Genomic DNA, 18,381 nt, shown 5'->3' on the forward strand with positions numbered 1-18,381 from the left:
TCAGCCGCACTGCGGGGCGACGAAGCCGTCGCTCCCGGTCTTCACGAACGCGTCCGAGACGAACTGCCCGGGCGCGATGTTGTCCCAGACGTCCGTCGTGCCGTACGGGCCGCTGACCCGCTCGCCGCGGCGCTGGCAGCGTATGGGCACCCGCGCGTCGTACGGCAGCACCTTGACCAGCGGGCTGGTGCTGCTGGGCCCGCGGCGGACGTTGACCCGGTGGCCGGGCGCCACCGGATAGGTGACGGACTCGGCGGCGGCCATCGTCTCGACGGACTCTCCCACCGCCTCGGCCGCTACGGACTCCTCGACGGCTTCTTCCATGGCCATGTCGGCCCCTCCCCCGTTGGAACGTCAGTTGTGTGGAACATGCGCAGGCTAGCAAGGTTGCCCTGGCTCGTACGCGTCATCGACTAGGCTCCCAGCGTCGCGACTGCGGCCGAATTCACGGGGGTGGGGGGAATGCCGCCGCTGCGCAGTGCCGGGACGGGCCCGGAAGCGGAGGACCCGGGGTATGCCGGGCAATACCGCCTGGAGGCGCGCCTGGGCTCGGGCGGCATGGGCGTCGTACACCTGGCCCGCTCGACCTCCGGACTGCGGCTCGCGGTGAAGGTGGTGCACGCGGAGTACGCCGCCGACCCGGAGTTCAGGGCGCGCTTCCGACAGGAGGTGGCGGCCGCGCGGCGGGTCAGCGGCGCTTTCACGGCACCCGTGGTGGACGCCGACCCGGACGGCGAGCGGCCCTGGATGGCCACCCTCTACATCCCCGGCCCGACCCTCTCCGAGCACGTCAAGCGGAACGGTCCGCTGGAGACGGACGAGGTGCTTCAGTTGGCGGCCGGGCTCGCGGAGGCGCTGCGCGACATTCATCGCGCCGGCGTGGTGCACCGCGATCTGAAGCCCAGCAACGTGTTGCTCGCCGCGGACGGGCCCAAGGTCATCGACTTCGGCATCTCGCGCCCCGCCGACAGCGATCTGCGGACCGAGACCGGCAAGTTGATCGGCACGCCCCCCTTCATGGCGCCCGAGCAGTTCCAGCGGCCGCGTCAGGTGGGGCCGGCGGCGGACGTGTTCGCACTCGGCTCGGTGCTGGTGCACGCGGCCACCGGAAGCGGCCCCTTCGACTCCGAAAGCCCGTACATCGTGGCCTACCAGGTGGTGCACGACGAGGCGGACCTGGCCGGGGTGCCGGCCGAGCTGACGCCGCTGGTCCGCCGCTGCCTGGCCAAAGACCCCGACGAACGCCCCACGCCCGACGCCCTGATGGCGGCCCTGCGCGCGGTCCGCGGTCCGTACGCGCCCGCCCCGCGCGGTCCGGCGCCCCGCGTCCCGGCCCAACGCGGCCCCGCGCGGGACGGCGAGGCCGGGGCGGACGAACCGTTCCCGGGTGGCGTCGGCGACGCCTGCGGGACGGGCCCGACGGGCGGCGACGCGGGCTCCGCCGACACCCACATACGGGCCGCCGGGCCCGGATCCGGCAGCCGGAACTCCGGCGACAGCGGTCAGGGACCTGAGGACCCCGAGCGCTCGCAGGGCTCCGGTGGCGGCCGGCGCTCGCTGCCGACCCGCCTGCGGGGCCGGCGCGGCTGGATCGCGGCCGGTCTCGCGGTCACCGTCGTCTTCGGCGCCGGCACCCTCTGGTCGCTCCACCGGCTCGACGAACTGCGCTCCGACCCGCACCGGCCGCCCGCCAAGACCGCCAAGGCGTGGCACCCCTGGGAGACCACCCTCGGCGCCGACCCGCAGCCGGGCCGGGAAGGCGGCGGTCAGTCGGCGGCCGGCGGCCACTCGCCGCGGGGGGCCGGCACCGCGGCGAGTGGGCGGGCCGCCTACTGCGGCTACGCGCGGGGCGCGCTGTACTGCGCGGGCCCCGGCGTACGGGCCGCGCGGCTGAACCCGGCCGACGGCGACCAGGTGTGGTCGCTGCCCGGTGCCCGGCGCGACCGGGACGACGGCGCGCCCACACCGCCGGTGTTCTCCGGCGGGCTGGTCCAGGTGCTGTCTCCGGACGGCACCCGGCTGGAGGCGTTCGACCCCGACGCCCGCGCGGCGCAACGCTCCCGCTGGAGCCGGAACGTGTCCGCGTACGCCGGCCGTGTCTACCGCGCCGGCGACACCACGCTGCTGGTCTCCGCCGACGGCACGGTCACCGCGATCGACGCGGCGGACAACAGCCGGCGTTGGCGGCACCGGATCGCCGGCCACACACTGCCCGTCTTCTTCTCCGACGCCCGGGGCCGCGTCGCGTACGCCGTCACCGCGACCCCCGACGGCTCGCGCACCCTGGTCACCGCGCTGGATCCGGTGCTCGGCACCGTCCACTGGCAGCACGGGCTGCCCGGCAATCTGACCCCGGTGGGCACCGGCCCCGAGGGCGTGGTGCTGTTCACCGAGGTCGACGCCCAGACACGCACCACGGCCGTGGTCCGCTTCGACCCCGTGCCGACCGAGGCCCGTCGGGTGCCGCTGCCGACCCCGGTGACCACGGTCAGCGCCACCAGCCGCGGCGACACGGTCTTCCTTTTGGGCGCCGACGGCGGCCTGGTGGCCCTGGGCACCGGTGCCACGGGCGGCTCGGGCAAGCAGCTGTGGCGCCTGGAGACCTCGGTGGGCAACGCGTCCCCGCTGGTCGCGGCCGGGGACGACCGGCTGTACTTCTCCGCCGCGGACGGGCGACTGCTGGCCGTGGACACCGACCGCGGCGAGCTGATGGGCGAGACCCCGACCCGCACCGGCAAGGCCGACAGCGGCTATCTCGACACGCTGCCCGCGCCGGTGGTCGCGGACGGCAAGGTCTTCGGCTCCGCGCCCGACGGCACGGTCTTCGCCGTCGACGAGCGGGCGCCGTCGCAGTGGTAGCCGCGGGACGCGCCGCTCGGCGGCCTCGCCGAGTCCCCATTCCGGGTGGACAATTCCGCATTCCTCCAAGAGCGCCGCAGAACGCCCCTAAAGTGACGCCACGTCTCGTGTCGTAACGAGTCGTACGGGGGAAGACCGGATGGTGCTGCGCGCAGGGGATCCAGAGTCCATCGGCGGCTACGCGCTGGAGCGCCGGCTCGGCTCCGGCGGCATGGGCACGGTGTATCTGGCCCGGTCGGACTCCGGGCGCCGGCTGGCGGTGAAGGTCGTGCACCAGCAGTTCGCGGAGGACGAGGAGTTCCGCACCCGGTTCCGGCAGGAGATCGCGGCGGCGCGCCGGGTCAGCGGGGCGTTCACCGCCCCGGTGGTGGACGCCGACGCGGACGCCGCCCGCCCCTGGATGGCGACCTCGTACGTGCCGGGCCCCACCCTCGCCGAACGCATCAGCCGCCAGGGCCCGCTGCGCGGCGCCGAGCTGCGACGACTGGCCATCGGGCTGGCGGAGGCGCTGCGCGACATCCACCGCGCGGGGGTGGTGCACCGCGACCTCAAACCGGGCAATGTGCTGCTCGCGGCGGACGGGCCCAAGGTCATCGACTTCGGCATCTCGCGCGCCGCCGACCACCAGACGCTCACCATGACCGGCCGGGTCATGGGCACCCCGCCCTTCATGTCCCCCGAGCAACTGCGCACCCCGCGCGAGGTCGGCCCCGAGTCGGACGTCTTCGCGCTGGGGGCGGTCCTGGTCTACGCGGCCACCGGCCACAGCCCCTTCACCGCCGACACCCCGTATATGACGGCCTACCACGTCATGTGCGACCCACCCGAGCTGAGCGGGCTGGCGAGCCCGCTGCGCCGGATCGCCGCCGACTGCCTGGCCAAACGCCCGGCCTCACGGCCCGCGCTGCCCGAACTACTGGCCCGGCTACGCGCCCTGCCGGACGAGGAGGAGGGGTCGCCGTGGGCGGCAGCGCCCCGTCCGGCGGGCTGGGTGGCGCGGGCGACGCCCCGCCCACCGGGCCCGCCCCGCACCCGCCGGCACCGCCCGTGCCGGGCCCGGCTGACCACGGTGGCGGCGCTGCTCCTGGTCGCGGTGGCCCAGCCGACACCGACTCCGACGCCGAGACCGGAGGCGCCGGCCGCCACCACCCCCGCCGAGGGCGTGCGGAAGCTCCCGCCTCGGCCGGGCCCCGCTACTCCCCTGTCCCGCCCTTCCCCGTAACCGGGGCCCCACCCCGGCCCCCGGCACCGGCACCGGCACCGGCATCGACACCGGCACCGGCACCGGCTTCAGCGCCACCCGGCGTGGCGCTCCCGTACTCGGGCGACCCCAGCCGCCCGCCCCGACTCTCCGCGACGCGCAAGACCATCTCCAACGCCTCGATGAGCCGCGCCGCGAGGAACCGCAGCTCCCCCGCGTCAGCCTTGCGATCGTCCAGCAGCAGACGGGCGTGACCGAGCAGCCCGAACCCCATGGAGAGCTGCGCGGCCTCCATCTCGTCCGCGACCTTGGTGAGGAACCCGGCCCTGTCCGAGTCGAGATAGCAGGGCTGCCCATGAGGCCCGGCCCAGGGGAGGAGCCGGAGGGACGAGACGGCGTGCACCTGATGCGTCGTCGTCTGCTGAGGCTTGGCGCTAGCTTGATGCATCGTCGACCTGCCTTCTTCAGGTTGACCATGCCCCGGGGCCGTGTGGAGCGTCCGCCGGGGCGCCTTCGTCTCCTGAGCTTAGCCCATGCATGCTACGGCGTACTAGGCATGCTATATCTCGCCTGATGTGGGGTGGCTTGCCTAGCGTGGTCATGTGCTCGAATTCGCTCCCGACCAGCCACGATGGCGCCAGGTAGCCGACGTGCTCCGACAGCGCATCGCCGACGGCACCTACCAGCCCGGCTCACGGATCCCGTCTGTGATCCAGTTGCAGAGCGAGTTCGGCATCGCCGGAGCGACCGGACAGAAAGTGCACCGAGCGCTGCGGGCGGAGGGGCTGATCTACACGGAGCCCGGCTTGGGCTCCTTCGTCGCGAAGCGGTAGACGCTTCCGAGGCGGTGGAGGTGGCGGGAGATGCCATGGCCGACTGTCAGGCACCGACCGAAGTCCCGGGACGACGAGGTTTTACGCAGTTACCCGTACAGGTCCGCATGCCCATCCACCGCCTGGGCCGACCTCATCGACAACGCAACGCGTGAGCTGTACTTCGGCGGCTACACGTCCTACTTCCTGTGGACCCAGGTCCCGGCCCTTCCCGAAACCCTGCGCCGCAAGGCGGACAGCGGCTGCCGGATTCGCTTCCTACTGGGCGATCCCGACGGCGCGGTGACACGTCAACGGGAAGAGATCGAGGACGTCGCCCTGGCGGTCTCCACACGCATCAGGACAACGCTGGAACAGTTGGCCAGGATCGAGGACGTGGACGGCGTCGAGGCCCGCTTCTCCGCCCCCGCCGACGCCATCAACCACGTCTCGCTGTCCGTCTTCCGCTTCGACGACGAAGCCCTGGTCACCCCCCACCTGGCACGCCTCGCGGGACACGACTCTCCCCTGATACACCTACGACGCCACGGCGATGGCGGTGTCTTCTCCCGCTTTGTCGAACACGGCGAGGAGCTGTGGTCCCGGGGCGTCCCCATGACGGGGGCACCGCATGCGCGCGCCCACAACAGCGGCCAGAGTGAGCCCCCGTGAACGCGGGGTACAGAAGGGGGCCGGGCCACCCCGTGGCCCGGCCCCCTCTACGTTGTCACGAAGCTCAGCCCAGCTTCGAAACGTCCCGCACCGCGCCCTTGTCGGCGCTTGTCGCCATCGCCGCGTAGGCGCGGAGGGCCGCCGAGACCTTGCGCTCGCGCGCCTTCGGCGCGTAGACGCCGTTCAGCGCCTCGCTGCGGGCGGCCAGTTCCTCGTCGGAGACGAGGAGGTCGATGGAGCGGTTGGGGATGTCGATGCGGATGCGGTCGCCGTCCTGGACGAGGGCGATGGCACCACCGGAGGCAGCCTCGGGGGAGGCGTGGCCGATGGAGAGGCCGGAGGTGCCGCCGGAGAAGCGGCCGTCGGTGATGAGGGCGCACGCCTTGCCCAGGCCACGGCCCTTGAGGAAGGAGGTCGGGTAGAGCATCTCCTGCATGCCGGGGCCACCGCGCGGGCCCTCGTAGCGGATGACGACCACGTCGCCCTCCTTGACCACCTTCGAGAGGATCTTGTCGACGGCCTCCTCCTGCGACTCGCAGACCACGGCCGGACCCTCGAAGGTCCAGATGGACTCGTCCACGCCCGCCGTCTTCACCACGCAGCCGTCGACGGCGATGTTGCCCTTGAGGACCGCGAGGCCGCCATCCTTGGAGTAGGCGTGCTCGACGGAGCGGATGCAGCCGTTCTCGGCGTCGACGTCGAGCGACTCCCAGCGCTCGGACTGGGAGAAGGCGGTGGCGGAGCGGACGCAGCCGGGGGCGGCGTGCCACAGCTCCACGGCCTCGGCGGACGGGGAGCCGCCGCGGACGTCCCAGGTCTTGAGCCACTCGGCGAGCGAGGCGGAGTGGACCGTGTGCACGTCCTCGTCAAGCAGCCCGCCCCGGTAGAGCTCGCCGAGGATGGCCGGGATGCCGCCCGCGCGGTGCACGTCCTCCATGTAGTACGTGCCGCCCGGCGCCACGTTCGGAGCCACCTTCGCCAGGCACGGGACCCGGCGCGAGACGGCGTCGATGTCCTTCAGGTCGTAGTCCAGCTCGGCCTCCTGCGCCGCCGCGAGCAGGTGCAGGATCGTGTTGGTGGAGCCGCCCATGGCGATGTCCAGCGCCATGGCGTTGTCGAAGGCCGCGCGGGTGGCGATGTTGCGCGGCAGCACGGACTCGTCGCCCTGCTCGTAGTACCGCTGGGTGATCTCCACGACCGTCCGGCCGGCGTTCTCGTACAGCGCCCTGCGGGCCGTGTGCGTCGCCAGCGTCGAGCCGTTCCCCGGCAGCGACAGGCCGATCGCCTCGGTGAGGCAGTTCATCGAGTTGGCGGTGAACATCCCGGAACACGACCCGCAGGTCGGACAGGCGTTCTCCTCGATGCGCAGCACGTCCTCGTCCGAGACGTTCTCGTTGACCGCGTCCACGATCGCGTTGATCAGGTCCAGCTTGCGGACGGTGCCGTCCACCAGCGTCGCCTGGCCGGCCTCCATCGGGCCGCCGGAGACGAAGACCGCCGGGATGTTCAGCCGCATCGCGGCCATCAGCATCCCCGGGGTGATCTTGTCGCAGTTGGAGATGCAGATCAGCGCGTCCGCGCAGTGCGCCTCGACCATGTACTCGACCGAGTCGGCGATCAGGTCGCGGGAGGGCAGCGAGTAGAGCATGCCGCCGTGGCCCATGGCGATGCCGTCGTCGACCGCGATGGTGTTGAACTCGCGCGGGATGCCCCCCGCCGCCTTGATCGCGTCGGAGACGATCCGGCCGACCGGCTGGAGGTGGGTGTGGCCCGGCACGAACTCCGTGAAGCTGTTCGCCACCGCGATGATGGGCTTGCCGAAGTCCTCGCGCTCTACGCCGGCCGCACGGAGGAGCGCTCGGGCTCCCGCCATGTTGCGACCATGGGTGACGGTGCGGGACCTCAGCTCGGGCACGGTGTCCACTCCCTCTGGGACCTCTGAGACCTCTAGGACAAGGGTCTTGTAACCTCCGAGCCTACGCCTAAATCCAAGATCTGGACTTGCTGTCCGGATAGCGGGATCGAAGGATCAGCCTTCGGGCAGCCACCGGCCGCCCCCGCGGCCAGCACTGTCGGAGTCCACGGCCCCGGCCGCCGTCAGGCCACGGCCCCGGCCGCCGTCAGTCCTCGGTCAGATACCGCTGGATCGTCGGGCCGACCATCGCCACGATCTCGTCGACCTCCGCCGACGCCATCGGATCCATCTCGATCACGTGCCGCAGCAGGGCGATCCCGACCAAGTGCGCGGCGGCCAGCTGTGCCCGGAACTTCGGTCGCTCCACATGGAGCACCTCGCTGGCCATCCGCTCCAGCAGCCGCCGCTCGATCAGGCTGCGCAGCACCGCGGCCGCCGTCTCGTTGGTCAGCGCCGAGCGCAGCACCGCCAGCATCGGGGCCCGGGTGTCCGGGCGCTCCCAGATCCCCAGCATGGTGCGCGCCATCCGCTCGCCCATGCTCTCCTCGGCGCCGTCCGCCAGCGTGTCCGGCATCGACAGCGCCGCCGCGAGGCTCAGCTCGACGGCCGCGCCGAAGACCTGCTCCTTGGTGCCGAAGTAGTGGTGGACCAGCGCCGGGTCGACCCCCGCCGCCTTCGCGATGCCCCGCACCGACGTCTTGTCGTAGCCCCGCTCCGCGAACTCCGCGCGGGCCGCTCCCAGGATCCGGTCCCGGGTGGCGGGCCCGTCCGCCGACTCCGTGCGGGCCGGGCGGCCACGACGGCGCCGCGCGGGCGCGGGCCCTTCCCCGGCCTGCGGGTCCTTGCCGGTCCGGGACTCGCCCCGGGTCCGGGGCTCACCAGCGGCGGGCGGCTCTCGCCTGGTCCGGGGTTCGCCCTGGGTCTCGGGCGCTTCCTCGGCCTCGGTCGCTCCCCCGGCCTCGGGTTCCTCCCCGGCCTTCTGCCGGGACGGGGCGGCGGCGTTCATGATCCCCCCGATACGCGCGTCGGGGAGGCCAGGTGCAGCCGGGTGAAGGCCAACGCCTCCGCCAGATCGGCCTCACGCTCGGCGCTCGACATCGCCCGCCGGGTGTTGACCTCGATCACCACATGGCCGTCGAAGCCGGTGACCGCCAGCCGCTCCAGCAACTCCGCGCAGGGCATGATGCCGCGCCCGGGCACCAGGTGCTCGTCCTTGTTGGAGCCGGCGCCGTCGGCGAGGTGGATGTGGGCGAGCCGGTCGCCCATCCGGTCGACCATGGCCAGCGGGTCGGTGCGGGCGGTCGCGGTGTGCGAGAGGTCGACCGTGAAGTGGCGGTAGTCCTCCTTGGTGACGTCCCAGTCGGGCGCGTACGCCAGCATCTCGCGGTCGCGGTAGCGCCAGGGGTACATGTTCTCGACCGCGAAGCGCACATCGGTCTCATCGCCCATCCGCCAGATGCCGCGCACGAAGTCCCGGGCGTACGAGCGCTGCCAACGGAACGGCGGGTGCACCACGACCGTGGACGCGCCCAGCTTCTCGGCGGCCGCGCGGGCCCGCTGGAGCTTCACCCACGGGTCGGTGGACCACACCCGCTGGGTGATCAGCAGGCAGGGGGCGTGCACGGCCAGAATCGGCACCCCGTGGTAGTCGGAGAGCCGGCGCAGCGACTCGATGTCCTGGCTGACCGGGTCGGTCCACACCATCACCTCGACGCCGTCGTAGCCCAGGCGGGCGGCGATCTCGAAGGCCGTCGCCGTCGACTCGGGGTAGACCGAGGCTGTGGACAGCGCGACCTTCGCATCCGGGATGCGCACCACTGGCTCTGTCACGAGGGACAGCGTACGGCTTGGCACAGCGGCCCAAGAGGGCACCGGTGTCGATTTTCGGCAACGCCCACCGCCACCGGGTGACGGCCGGATGCCGGCAACGCCGGGTGCCCGGACGGCTTCGGTCGGGTGTCGACGCCGGCCGCCGCGCCGGTTCCGTGCGCTACGCCGCCTCGGTTCCGGCCGCCGCGCCGGTTCCGTGCGCTACGCCGCCTCGGTTCCGGTCGCTCCGCCGGCTCCTGGCTCCGTACGACGCCCGTACGGACTCCGTATGGGCTCTGTACGGCTCTGTTATGGGTGTCTGGGTCTGTACGGCTCTGTATGGGCCCGTCCGGCTCTGTATGCGTCTGTACGGCTCTGCATGCGTCTGTACGGGCTCCACGCGGTCCCCGCGTGATCCGCGGGGGGAGTCCGCTTACGCCGCCGGTTCCGTCGCCGTCGGCAGGTGGTCCAGGCGCCGCAGGATCACGCCCTCGCGCAGCGCCCAGGGGCAGATCTCCAGCTCCTCGACCCCGAAGAGGTCCATCGCGCCCTCGGCCACCAGCGCCCCGGCGAGCAACTGGTGCGCCCGGCCCTCGGAGACCCCGGGCAGCTCGCCGCGCTGGATCGTCGGCATGACGGCCAGCTTGGGCACCCACTCCTCCAGCGCCTTGCGGCTCAGCCTGCGCGGCGTGTACAGCCCCTCGGTGGAGCGGGCGGCGCCCGCGATGCGGGCGAGCTGCTTGAAGGTCTTGGAGGTGGCGACGACGTGGTCCGGGGTGCCGAGCCGGTTGAAGTCGCCGACGATCCGGGCGATCTGCGCCCGGACATGCCGCCGCAGGGCGCGCACGTCGGTCGGCTCCGGCGGGTCGGCGGGCAGCCAGCCGGCGGTCAGCCGGCCCGCGCCCAGCGGCAGGGAGGCAGCCGCGTCGGGCTCCTCGTCCAGCCCGTAGGCGATCTCCAGCGAGCCGCCGCCGATGTCCAGGACCAGCAGCCGCCCGGCCGACCAGCCGAACCAGCGGCGGGCGGCCAGGAAGGTGAGCCGGGCCTCCTCCTCGCCGGAGAGCACGGTCAGCTCGACGCCGGTCTCCGCCGTCACCCGGGCGAGCACCTCATCGGCGTTGGTGGCCTCGCGCACGGCGGAGGTCGCGAACGGCAGCAGGTCCTCGACGCCCTTGTCCTCGGCCGCCTGGAGCGCGTCCCGCACGGCGGAGATCAGCCGCTCGACGCCGTCCGGGCTGATGGCGCCGGCGTCGTCCAGCAGCTCCGCCAGCCGCAGCGGCACCTTGTGGGAGTGGGCCGGCAGCGGGCGCGCGCCCGGGTGCGCGTCCACCACCAGGAAGTGAACCGTGTTCGAACCCACATCAAGGACACCGAGTCTCATGCCCAGAACGCTACTGCCCCCGCGGCCCGGCCACGCACGCGGTCATGCCCGCGCCCCGGCGCGCATACGCTGGAGGGGTGGCAAAGACGAAAAAGGCCAAGCAGGACAAAGTCTCGAAGAGCTCGGAGCTGTCGACGTCCGTGAAGGGCTCCAAGGCCCGCGAGGACGCCAAGGAGACCAAGGGCTCGAAGGCCGCCAAGGCCGTGAAGAAGCTGCCGAAAGGCGCGGCCGGGGCCGCCGGCGCGGTGCCGGACGAGGTCGGGCTGGACTTCACCCGTGCCTGGGTCGAGTTTCCCGACCCGGCCGACGACGAGCAGGTCTTCCGCTGCGACCTGACCTGGCTGACGTCCCGCTGGACCTGCATCTTCGGGCAGGGCTGCCAGGGCATCCAGGCCGGCCGGGCCAGCGACGGCTGCTGCACGCTCGGCGCCCACTTCTCCGACGACGAGGACGAGCAGCGGGTCGCCACGCATGTGGCGCGGCTGACGCCGGAGATCTGGCAGTTCCACGATGTCGGCCACGCCTCGGGCTGGACCCAGACCGATGAGGACGGCGACCTCCAGACCCGCCGCTGGGAGGGCTCCTGCATCTTCCAGAACCGGCCCGGCTTCGAGGGCGGCGCCGGCTGCTCGCTGCACATCCTGGCGCTGCGCGAGGGCCGCGAGCCGCTGGAGACCAAGCCGGACGTCTGCTGGCAGCTGCCGATCCGGCGCACCTACGACTGGATCGACCGCCCCGACGACACGCAGATCCTCCAGGTCACCATCGGCGAGTACGACCGGCGGGGCTGGGGCCCGGGCGGTCACGATCTGCACTGGTGGTGCACCTCGGCGACCTCGGCGCACGGCGCCGGGGAACCGGTGTACGTCTCGTACCGGCCGGAGCTGACCGAGCTGATGGGCAAGGAGGGCTACGCCAAGCTGGTCGAGCTGTGCGAGGCCCGGCTGGCCTCTCAGCTGCCGCTGGTCGCCCCGCACCCGGCCGACCCGCCGCGCGACTGACCCGCCCTGCCCCGGTGCCTGCCGCTGGTCGAGCTGTGCGAGGCCCAGCTGGCCTCTCAGCTGCCGCTGGTCGCCCCGCATCCGGCGGACCCGCCGCGCGACTGACCCGCCCTGCCCCGGTGCCTGCCGCTGGTCGAGCTGTGCGAGGCCCAGCTGGCCTCTCAGCTGCCGCTGGTCGAGCTGTGCGAGGCCCAGCTGGCCTCTCAGCTGCCGCTGGTCGCCCCGCACCCGGCGGACCGCCCCGCGACTGACCCGCCCTGCGACTGCCCCGCCCGGCACCGGCACCGACCCCTGACCCCCGGTGTCTGCCGCTGACCGCGGTGCCTGCCGCTGCCCCGGGTGCCTGACCCCGGTCCCTGCCCCTGGCCCGGGTCGCTTGCCGTTGGCCCCGGTCGCGGGCCCGGTCGCGGCCGCGGGTCCGGTCGCGGCTGCGGGCCCGGGTCCCCGCATCTGGCCCCGGTCGCTGCCCCCAGTCCTGGCTCTGACCCCGGTGTCTGCCGCTGCCCCCCGGCGCCTGACCCCGGTCCCTGCCCCTGGCCCGGGTCGCTTGCCGTTGGCCCCGGTCGCGGGCCCGGTCGCGGCCGCGGGCCCGGGTCCCCCGCATCTGGCCCCCGGTCGCTGACCCCTGTCCTGGATCTGGCCCAGTCCCTGCGGCTGACGCCGGTGCCTGACCCCGGTCCCCTGACCCTGGTCGCTACCTTTGCCCCGGTACCGGTCTGTAGCCCGGCCCTGGCCTGGGCGTCTTCCTCTGCCGGACACGCCGGGCGCCTCATCGCCATCGGTCGCCTGCGCCGGTCCGGCGCCGGACCGGGCCTCTGCCCCGGGCGGACGGCGTGTGCCTGGTCGGCCCCCGCGCGCTGAACCGGCAGCCGCCGGCCGTGTGGGGTCGCCAACCCGTTGCCACCGGGCTGGCGCCCCTTGCCACGCCGTGATCTGGGCCAGGACCGTGGCCGGGGTCAGGACCGTGGTCGGCGGGCGCCGTGGCCATGGCGAGGACCGTGGCCGGCGGGCGCCGTGGCCGGGCGGCGCCGGCGCCACGGCCGGGGCCTTCCGGGCGTTCCCGGCCGACTCCGGGCCGTTACGAGCGAGGAATTCCTAGCCGATTCGCCGATCGCGGGCCCGTACGCCGCCGCCGGAGCGGCCGATCGAAGCTGGAGAGCGGCGACGGCCAGGGTCGCCCCGGCCTCCCCGCGGGCGGGGTGGCTTCATCCCGACGCCGACACCGGCTCGCCCGGGTCGCCCGTGGACGGGGTGCCCGGGGTGGGCGTGGGCGTGGGGTCCGGGGTGCCGGGCACCGGAGTGGGCTCGGGCTCCGGTTCGGGGGCGGTGCCACGGCCCTCGATCACGACCACCGCGCCGGCCGGCGCCACCGAGATCCGGGCGCTCCAGGGGCCCACCGGCTCGTGGGCGTGGTCCACCGAGACGGTGATCGTCGTGGACTCGCCGGGCCGCAGTTCCCCCGCGCTCTGGCTCAGCCGCAGCCAGGGGGCGTTGGCGGAGGCCGACCAGCGCACGGCGGAGCCGCCGGAGGCGGTCAGCGTGATCAGGGTGGTGTCGCCGCTGGGCTGGGCGTCCACCGTCAGCCGCCCCGGGCCGGGGATCGGCCGGTCGGGCTCGGAGGGGCCCGGCCCGCCGTCCGGCCCGCCGGGGGTGGGGACGCCCTCGGAGCCGGGGGCGCGCGGCGGGGCGGGGGTGCGGCCGCCCGGCTCGGAGCCGTCGCCGTGGTCCGGGCCGCCGTCGGGCCCCGCCTCCGCATCCTGGTCGAAGGCGTACCGCCGACCGTTGACGCTGATCACCTCCACCGACACGTCCGAGTCGCGCCGGCTGGCACGGAGCCGCTGGCCCTCGCCGTCGCGCGCGCTGCCCGCGTTCTCGTACGGGTCGTAGGGGCCGTCCAGGCCCTCCCCGGCGAAGGCGTCCCCGTCGTGAGCGGAGATCGACTCGGGGTCGCGGTCCGCGCCGGTCATCGGTGCCTCGCGATAGGCCGCCCACAGGGCGAGCACCGGGGCCGCGATGACGGTGGCGACGATGGTCGTGGTGACCGCGCGGCTGCGCAGGCGGCTGCGCCGCGCGCCGCGGTCCTTGGGGTCGAGGGGGAAGCCGAGCCGGTCGAACCTCGGCCATGCTCCGGCGCGCGCCGGACGCGTGCGCTGGGCGCCCAGCATCGCCGCGTGCACGGCGGCCCGAGGCGCTTCCATCACGGGCAGGGCGGCCGGCGCCGCCGCCGTGCCGGGCCAGGGGCCCCGCGCGGTGGCCCGCTCCGCCCGGTGGCGACAAGTGCGGCAGTCGTCGACGTGGCGTACGAGCTCGCGGCGGAGCGCGGCGGAGAGCAGCACCTGACTGTCGCCGGCGAGCCGGGCGACGACGGGGCACTGCCCCAGCTCCACCACGGCGAGCGCCGCGCGGGTGCGCTCCACCTCGCACGCCGCGCTGGACAGCAGTGTCCGGGTGTCGTCCGGCTCGCGGCCGAGGACGGCCGCGACCTCCTGCGGCGAGAGCTGATGGCGCACCGCGAGCTCCAGGGCCTCGCGCTGCTCGGCCGTGGTGCCCGCGGCCTCCGGCCAGGCCAGCGTGGCCAGCTCGCGCCCGCGCCGCTCGGCGAGGTCGTGGCGCGGAGGCACGCCGGTTTCGCGCGGGCTCGCGCCGGGCTCGCGCAAGGACGTCGGGTCAGCCTCGCACGGCATCGGAACCGCCTCGCGCGGCGTCCAAAGCGCCCCGCTCGCGGTCGCGCCCGCGCCGCCAGCGCGCGCACGCTCACCGGCGAAAGGCGGGTGGAGGCCGGTCGCGAACGGCTCGGTGATCGAGTCGGTGACGGAGTCAGAGGCGGAGTCGGAGGTGATGGAATCGGGGGCGCAGTCGACGGCGTCGCTCGCGGCGGGCCGTGACGTCATGCCGACGCCCCGCGGCACGCCCCCGGGGCCGGCCGGCGCGTCATCGGCCGGGCGGCGCCCCTGCCGGGCGCCGAGCGCGGCCGCGTCGGACGCGCACGCGCCGAACGCCCCGTATGACCCATAGGCCCCGTATGAGCCGATCCAGGCGGCCGACGTCGTACCTCCCGGAGCGCCGTCGGCGGACGGCGGGGCGGCCCGCAGGTCGGCGAGGACGCGCAGACAGGACCAGCGGGCGAGGGCGTAGAGCCAGGACCGGTGCAGCTCGCTGCCGGCGAGCGCGTCGGTCCGCACAGCCGGCCCGGCGCGGTCGTCGCGAGCGGCTCGGGCCCCGCGGCCGGCCGATCGGCCCCGGCCCGGCCGGCCCCGCTCCCGCCGCCGCTCCGCGACGGCGAGGGCCTCGCCGAGGGCGGTGGTGGCGGCGTCGTGGTCGCAGAGCACGGACAGGCAGTACGTGAACAGTCCGTCCAGATAGGGCTCGTAGCGCGTCGGGGGGTGTGAAGGGCGCGCGGAGGCGGCGCGAGGGGGGCGGTTCTGCGCCCGGTGTGCGCCGGTGACCTGCGTCGATTGCTCGGGCGTTCTGCTCACCTTGGTGACGGTAGGCGGATGATGCAGATGTCTTCGTCCACCCAGGCCACTTTTAACCCTTACGGGTGATCATCTCCCTCAAAAGAGGACAGGCGTCTCATCGTCCTATACGCAACCTGATAATGCGCCGGACATATCAGACCCCCGCGCGGGCCGGTCGCCGACGGCGGCCGCCCGCCCCCGCGGCCGCCGCGGCTTCCGTTGTCGGTGGCGCCCGCTAGCGTTGCGGCATGGCTGCCCGCAAAGACCGCCCCGGCTACCGCTGCACCGAATGCGGCTGGACCACCGCCAAGTGGCTCGGCCGCTGCCCCGAGTGCCACGCCTGGGGCACCGTCGAGGAGCTCGGCGCGCCCGCCGTCCGCACCACCGCACCCGGCCGCGTCACCACCTCCGCGCTCCCCATCAGCCAGGTCGACGGCCGCCAGGCCACGGCGCGCTCCACCGGGGTCGACGAGCTCGACCGGGTGCTGGGCGGCGGGCTGATCCCCGGCGCGGTGGTGCTGCTGGCCGGCGAGCCCGGCGTCGGCAAGTCCACCCTGCTGCTGGACGTGGCCGCGAAGGCGGCGAGCGCGGAGCACCGCACGCTCTACGTCACGGGCGAGGAGTCGGCGAGTCAGGTGCGGCTGCGCGCGGACCGCATCGGCGCGCTCGACGACCACCTCTACCTCGCCGCCGAGACCGACCTGTCCGCCGTCCTCGGCCATCTGGACTCGGTCAAGCCCTCGCTGCTGATCCTCGACTCGGTGCAGACCATCGCCTCCCCGGAGATCGACGGCGCGCCCGGCGGCATGGCCCAGGTGCGGGAGGTGGCCGGGGCGTTGATCCGCGCCTCCAAGGAGCGCGGCATGGCCACGCTGCTGGTCGGCCACGTCACCAAGGACGGCGCCATCGCCGGCCCCCGGCTGCTGGAGCACCTGGTCGACGTGGTGCTGCACTTCGAGGGCGACCGGCACGCGCGGCTGCGCCTGGTGCGCGGGGTGAAGAACCGCTACGGGGCGACCGACGAGGTGGGCTGCTTCGAACTGCACGACGAGGGCATCACCGGCCTCGCCGACCCCTCCGGGCTGTTCCTCACCCGGCGCACCGAGCCGGTGCCGGGCACCTGTCTGACGGTGACGCTGGAGGGCCGGCGGCCGCTGGTGGCCGAGGTGCAGGCGCTCACCGTCGACTCGCAGATCCCGTCCCCCCGCCGCACCACCTCGGGCCTGGAGACCTCCCGCGTCTCGATGATGCTGGCGGTGCTGGAGCAGCGCGGCCGGATCAGCGCGCTGGGCAAGCGGGACATCTACAGCGCCACGGTCGGCGGGGTGAAGCTCTCCGAGCCCGCCGCCGACCTGGCCGTGGCGCTCGCGCTGGCCAGCGCCGCCAGCGACACCCCGCTCCCCAAGAACCTGGTCGCCATCGGTGAGGTCGGGCTGGCGGGCGAGGTCAGGCGGGTCACCGGGGTGCAGCGGCGGCTGGCCGAGGCGGCCCGGCTGGGCTTCACCCACGCGCTGGTGCCCACCGATCCGGGCAAGGTCCCGTCGGGCATGCGCGTACAGGAAGTGGCGGACATAGGGGACGCGCTCCGGGTTCTGCCCAGGCGCGTGCGCCGGGAGCCCCCACGGGAGGACGCCGAGCGCCGGTAGACTTTGCCCTGGTCTCGCCCGTACGTGCGGACGGTGTGCGCCAGGAGCGTGCGACCGGCGCCCGTGGGCGGTGGGAAACAGGACGGCAGGACAGACAGGACGGCTGGGACGGCCACCTCGGCCGCGCCGGGCACCCCCGCCGGCCGGACCGGCCCGGACCGGGCCCGGACAGCCGGGGGCGGCGCCGCCCGCGGCACCGACAGACCTTGCGACGGAGGAGTGCAGTGGCAGCAGGCGACCGGGCAGCATCTCCCGGCAGGGCCGATGGTCTGATGCGCGCCTCGCTGAGCGCCGTCGCGCCCGGCACGGCGCTGCGCGACGGTCTGGAGCGCGTCCTGCGGGGCAACACGGGCGGCCTCATCGTGCTCGGCATGGACAAGACCGTCGAGTCCATCTGTAGCGGCGGCTTCGTGCTGGACGTCGAGTTCTCCGCGACGCGGCTGCGCGAGCTGTGCAAGCTGGACGGCGCGATGATCCTGGACAAGGACATCACCAAGATCGTGCGGGCGGGGGTCCAGCTGGTCCCGGACGCGTCGATTCCGACCGAGGAGACCGGCACCCGGCACCGCACCGCGCAGCGCGTCTCCATCCAGAGCGGCTTCCCGGTGGTCTCGGTCAGCCAGTCGATGCGGCTGATCGCGCTCTACGTGGACGGGGAGCGGCGGGTCCTGGAGGAGTCGGCCGCGATCCTCTCCCGCGCCAACCAGGCGCTGGCCACCCTGGAGCGCTACAAGCTCCGGCTGGACGAGGTCGCCGGCACCCTCTCCGCCCTGGAGATCGAGGACCTGGTCACCGTCCGGGACGTCTCGGCGGTCGCGCAGCGCCTGGAGATGGTGCGCCGCATCGCCACCGAGATCGCCGAGTACGTGGTGGAGCTGGGCACCGACGGCCGGCTGCTCTCCCTCCAGCTCGACGAGTTGATCGCGGGCGTGGAGCCGGAGCGGGAGCTGGTGGTCCGCGACTACGTTCCGGAGCCGACCGCCAAGCGCACCCGCACGGTGCCCGAGGCCCTCGCCGAGCTGGACCGGCTCAGCCACGCCGAGCTGCTCGAAATGCCCATCGTGGCGCGGGCGCTGGGCTACAGCGGCTCGCCCGAAACGCTCGACGGGGCGGTCTCGCCGCGTGGTTACCGCCTGCTGGCCAAGGTGCCGCGGCTCCCCGGCGCCATCATCGAGCGGCTCGTCGAGCACTTCGGCGGGCTCCAGAAGCTGCTCGCCGCCAGCGTGGACGACCTGCAGACGGTCGACGGCGTGGGCGAGGCGCGGGCCCGTTCGGTGCGCGAGGGCCTCTCCCGGCTGGCCGAGTCCTCGATCCTGGAGCGGTACGTGTAACGGCCGTACGGCAGACGTGCGTCGAGCCCTCCCGCGGTCGCCGCGGAGGGCTCGACGTGTGAGGGCTCGACGTGTGAGGGCTCGACGTGTGAGGACTCGACGTGTGAGGACTCGACGTGTCTCGACGGGTGTCCGGGTTTCACCCCCGGGGGCCTCGTTCCGTCCGCGGTCCGTGTCGGACCGCGGGAGGCGCGCCACGGGAGCGCGCCACGCGCGGTGCGCCGCGCCGGCGCCAGGTGCGCCACGCGAGGCGTGTCGCGTCAGGTGCGCCCGCGGGGTGCGCCGCGCGCGGTCGG

General features: G+C 74.0%; 12 protein-coding genes and 2 pseudogenes. 7 read left to right on the forward strand and 7 right to left on the reverse strand.

The window, feature by feature from the left end; all coding sequences use genetic code 11:
* A complete protein-coding gene (locus LRS74_RS14380) occupies positions 1-330 on the reverse strand; it encodes an SH3 domain-containing protein (RefSeq protein WP_277741368.1) in 330 nt (109 codons plus the stop codon).
* Positions 331-462: 132 nt separating this feature from the next.
* Between LRS74_RS14380 and LRS74_RS14385 the strand changes: the two genes are divergently transcribed.
* Both LRS74_RS14385 and LRS74_RS14390 read left to right on the forward strand, forming a co-directional pair.
* Positions 463-2,859 (forward strand): serine/threonine-protein kinase, encoded by a 2,397-nt coding sequence (locus LRS74_RS14385; RefSeq protein ID WP_277741369.1) that lies wholly within the window; start codon positions 463-465, stop codon positions 2,857-2,859.
* A gap of 139 nt (positions 2,860-2,998) precedes the next feature.
* Positions 2,999-3,805 (forward strand): annotated as a pseudogene (locus tag LRS74_RS14390) (serine/threonine-protein kinase); the annotation flags it as partial.
* Positions 3,806-4,052: 247 nt separating this feature from the next.
* Here the strand turns inward: LRS74_RS14390 and LRS74_RS14395 are convergent.
* Positions 4,053-4,508: a hypothetical protein gene (locus tag LRS74_RS14395; protein ID WP_277741370.1), complete on the reverse strand. Its 456-nt coding sequence runs from the start codon at positions 4,506-4,508 to the stop codon at positions 4,053-4,055.
* 154 nt (positions 4,509-4,662) lie between these two features.
* Here LRS74_RS14395 and LRS74_RS14400 point away from each other — a divergent pair, with 154 nt between their 5' ends.
* Both LRS74_RS14400 and LRS74_RS14405 read left to right on the forward strand, forming a co-directional pair.
* On the forward strand, positions 4,663-4,893 hold the full coding sequence (locus tag LRS74_RS14400; RefSeq protein WP_277741371.1) for a winged helix-turn-helix domain-containing protein: 231 nt from the start codon (positions 4,663-4,665) through the stop codon (positions 4,891-4,893).
* A gap of 30 nt (positions 4,894-4,923) precedes the next feature.
* The gene (locus LRS74_RS14405; RefSeq protein ID WP_277741372.1) at positions 4,924-5,544 is read left to right on the forward strand and encodes an XRE family transcriptional regulator; all 621 of its coding nucleotides are present in this window, start codon (positions 4,924-4,926) and stop codon (positions 5,542-5,544) included.
* 64 nt (positions 5,545-5,608) lie between these two features.
* Here LRS74_RS14405 and ilvD read toward each other — a convergent pair whose 3' ends face one another.
* The 4 genes and pseudogenes from ilvD to LRS74_RS14425 form a co-directional block, all read right to left on the reverse strand.
* Positions 5,609-7,459: a dihydroxy-acid dehydratase gene (ilvD, locus tag LRS74_RS14410; RefSeq protein ID WP_277741373.1), complete on the reverse strand. Its 1,851-nt coding sequence runs from the start codon at positions 7,457-7,459 to the stop codon at positions 5,609-5,611.
* Positions 7,460-7,664: 205 nt separating this feature from the next.
* Positions 7,665-8,276: pseudogene (locus LRS74_RS14415) on the reverse strand (TetR family transcriptional regulator); the annotation flags it as partial.
* 185 nt (positions 8,277-8,461) lie between these two features.
* The gene (locus tag LRS74_RS14420; RefSeq protein ID WP_277741374.1) at positions 8,462-9,289 is read right to left on the reverse strand and encodes a sugar phosphate isomerase/epimerase; all 828 of its coding nucleotides are present in this window, start codon (positions 9,287-9,289) and stop codon (positions 8,462-8,464) included.
* Between the two features lie 412 nt (positions 9,290-9,701).
* Entirely contained in the window at positions 9,702-10,649 is a 948-nt protein-coding gene (locus tag LRS74_RS14425; RefSeq protein ID WP_277741375.1) for a Ppx/GppA phosphatase family protein, read from the reverse strand.
* A gap of 77 nt (positions 10,650-10,726) precedes the next feature.
* On the opposite strand from LRS74_RS14425, the gene LRS74_RS14430 reads away from it, so the two are divergent.
* The gene (locus tag LRS74_RS14430; RefSeq protein WP_277741376.1) at positions 10,727-11,650 is read left to right on the forward strand and encodes a hypothetical protein; all 924 of its coding nucleotides are present in this window, start codon (positions 10,727-10,729) and stop codon (positions 11,648-11,650) included.
* A 1,205-nt stretch (positions 11,651-12,855) separates the two neighbouring features.
* On the opposite strand, the gene LRS74_RS14435 is transcribed toward LRS74_RS14430, so the two are convergent.
* Positions 12,856-15,126 (reverse strand): sigma-70 family RNA polymerase sigma factor, encoded by a 2,271-nt coding sequence (locus LRS74_RS14435; RefSeq protein ID WP_277741378.1) that lies wholly within the window; start codon positions 15,124-15,126, stop codon positions 12,856-12,858.
* A 230-nt stretch (positions 15,127-15,356) separates the two neighbouring features.
* On the opposite strand from LRS74_RS14435, the gene radA reads away from it, so the two are divergent.
* Both radA and disA read left to right on the forward strand, forming a co-directional pair.
* The gene (gene radA / locus LRS74_RS14440; RefSeq protein ID WP_277741379.1) at positions 15,357-16,754 is read left to right on the forward strand and encodes a DNA repair protein RadA; all 1,398 of its coding nucleotides are present in this window, start codon (positions 15,357-15,359) and stop codon (positions 16,752-16,754) included.
* Between the two features lie 272 nt (positions 16,755-17,026).
* Entirely contained in the window at positions 17,027-18,085 is a 1,059-nt protein-coding gene (disA, locus tag LRS74_RS14445; RefSeq protein WP_186318964.1) for a DNA integrity scanning diadenylate cyclase DisA, read from the forward strand.
* The last annotated feature ends 296 nt before the right edge of the window (positions 18,086-18,381 follow it).

It is taken from the genome of Streptomyces sp. LX-29, assembly GCF_029541745.1.
In the GTDB taxonomy this organism is placed as follows: Bacteria; Actinomycetota; Actinomycetes; order Streptomycetales; family Streptomycetaceae; genus Streptomyces.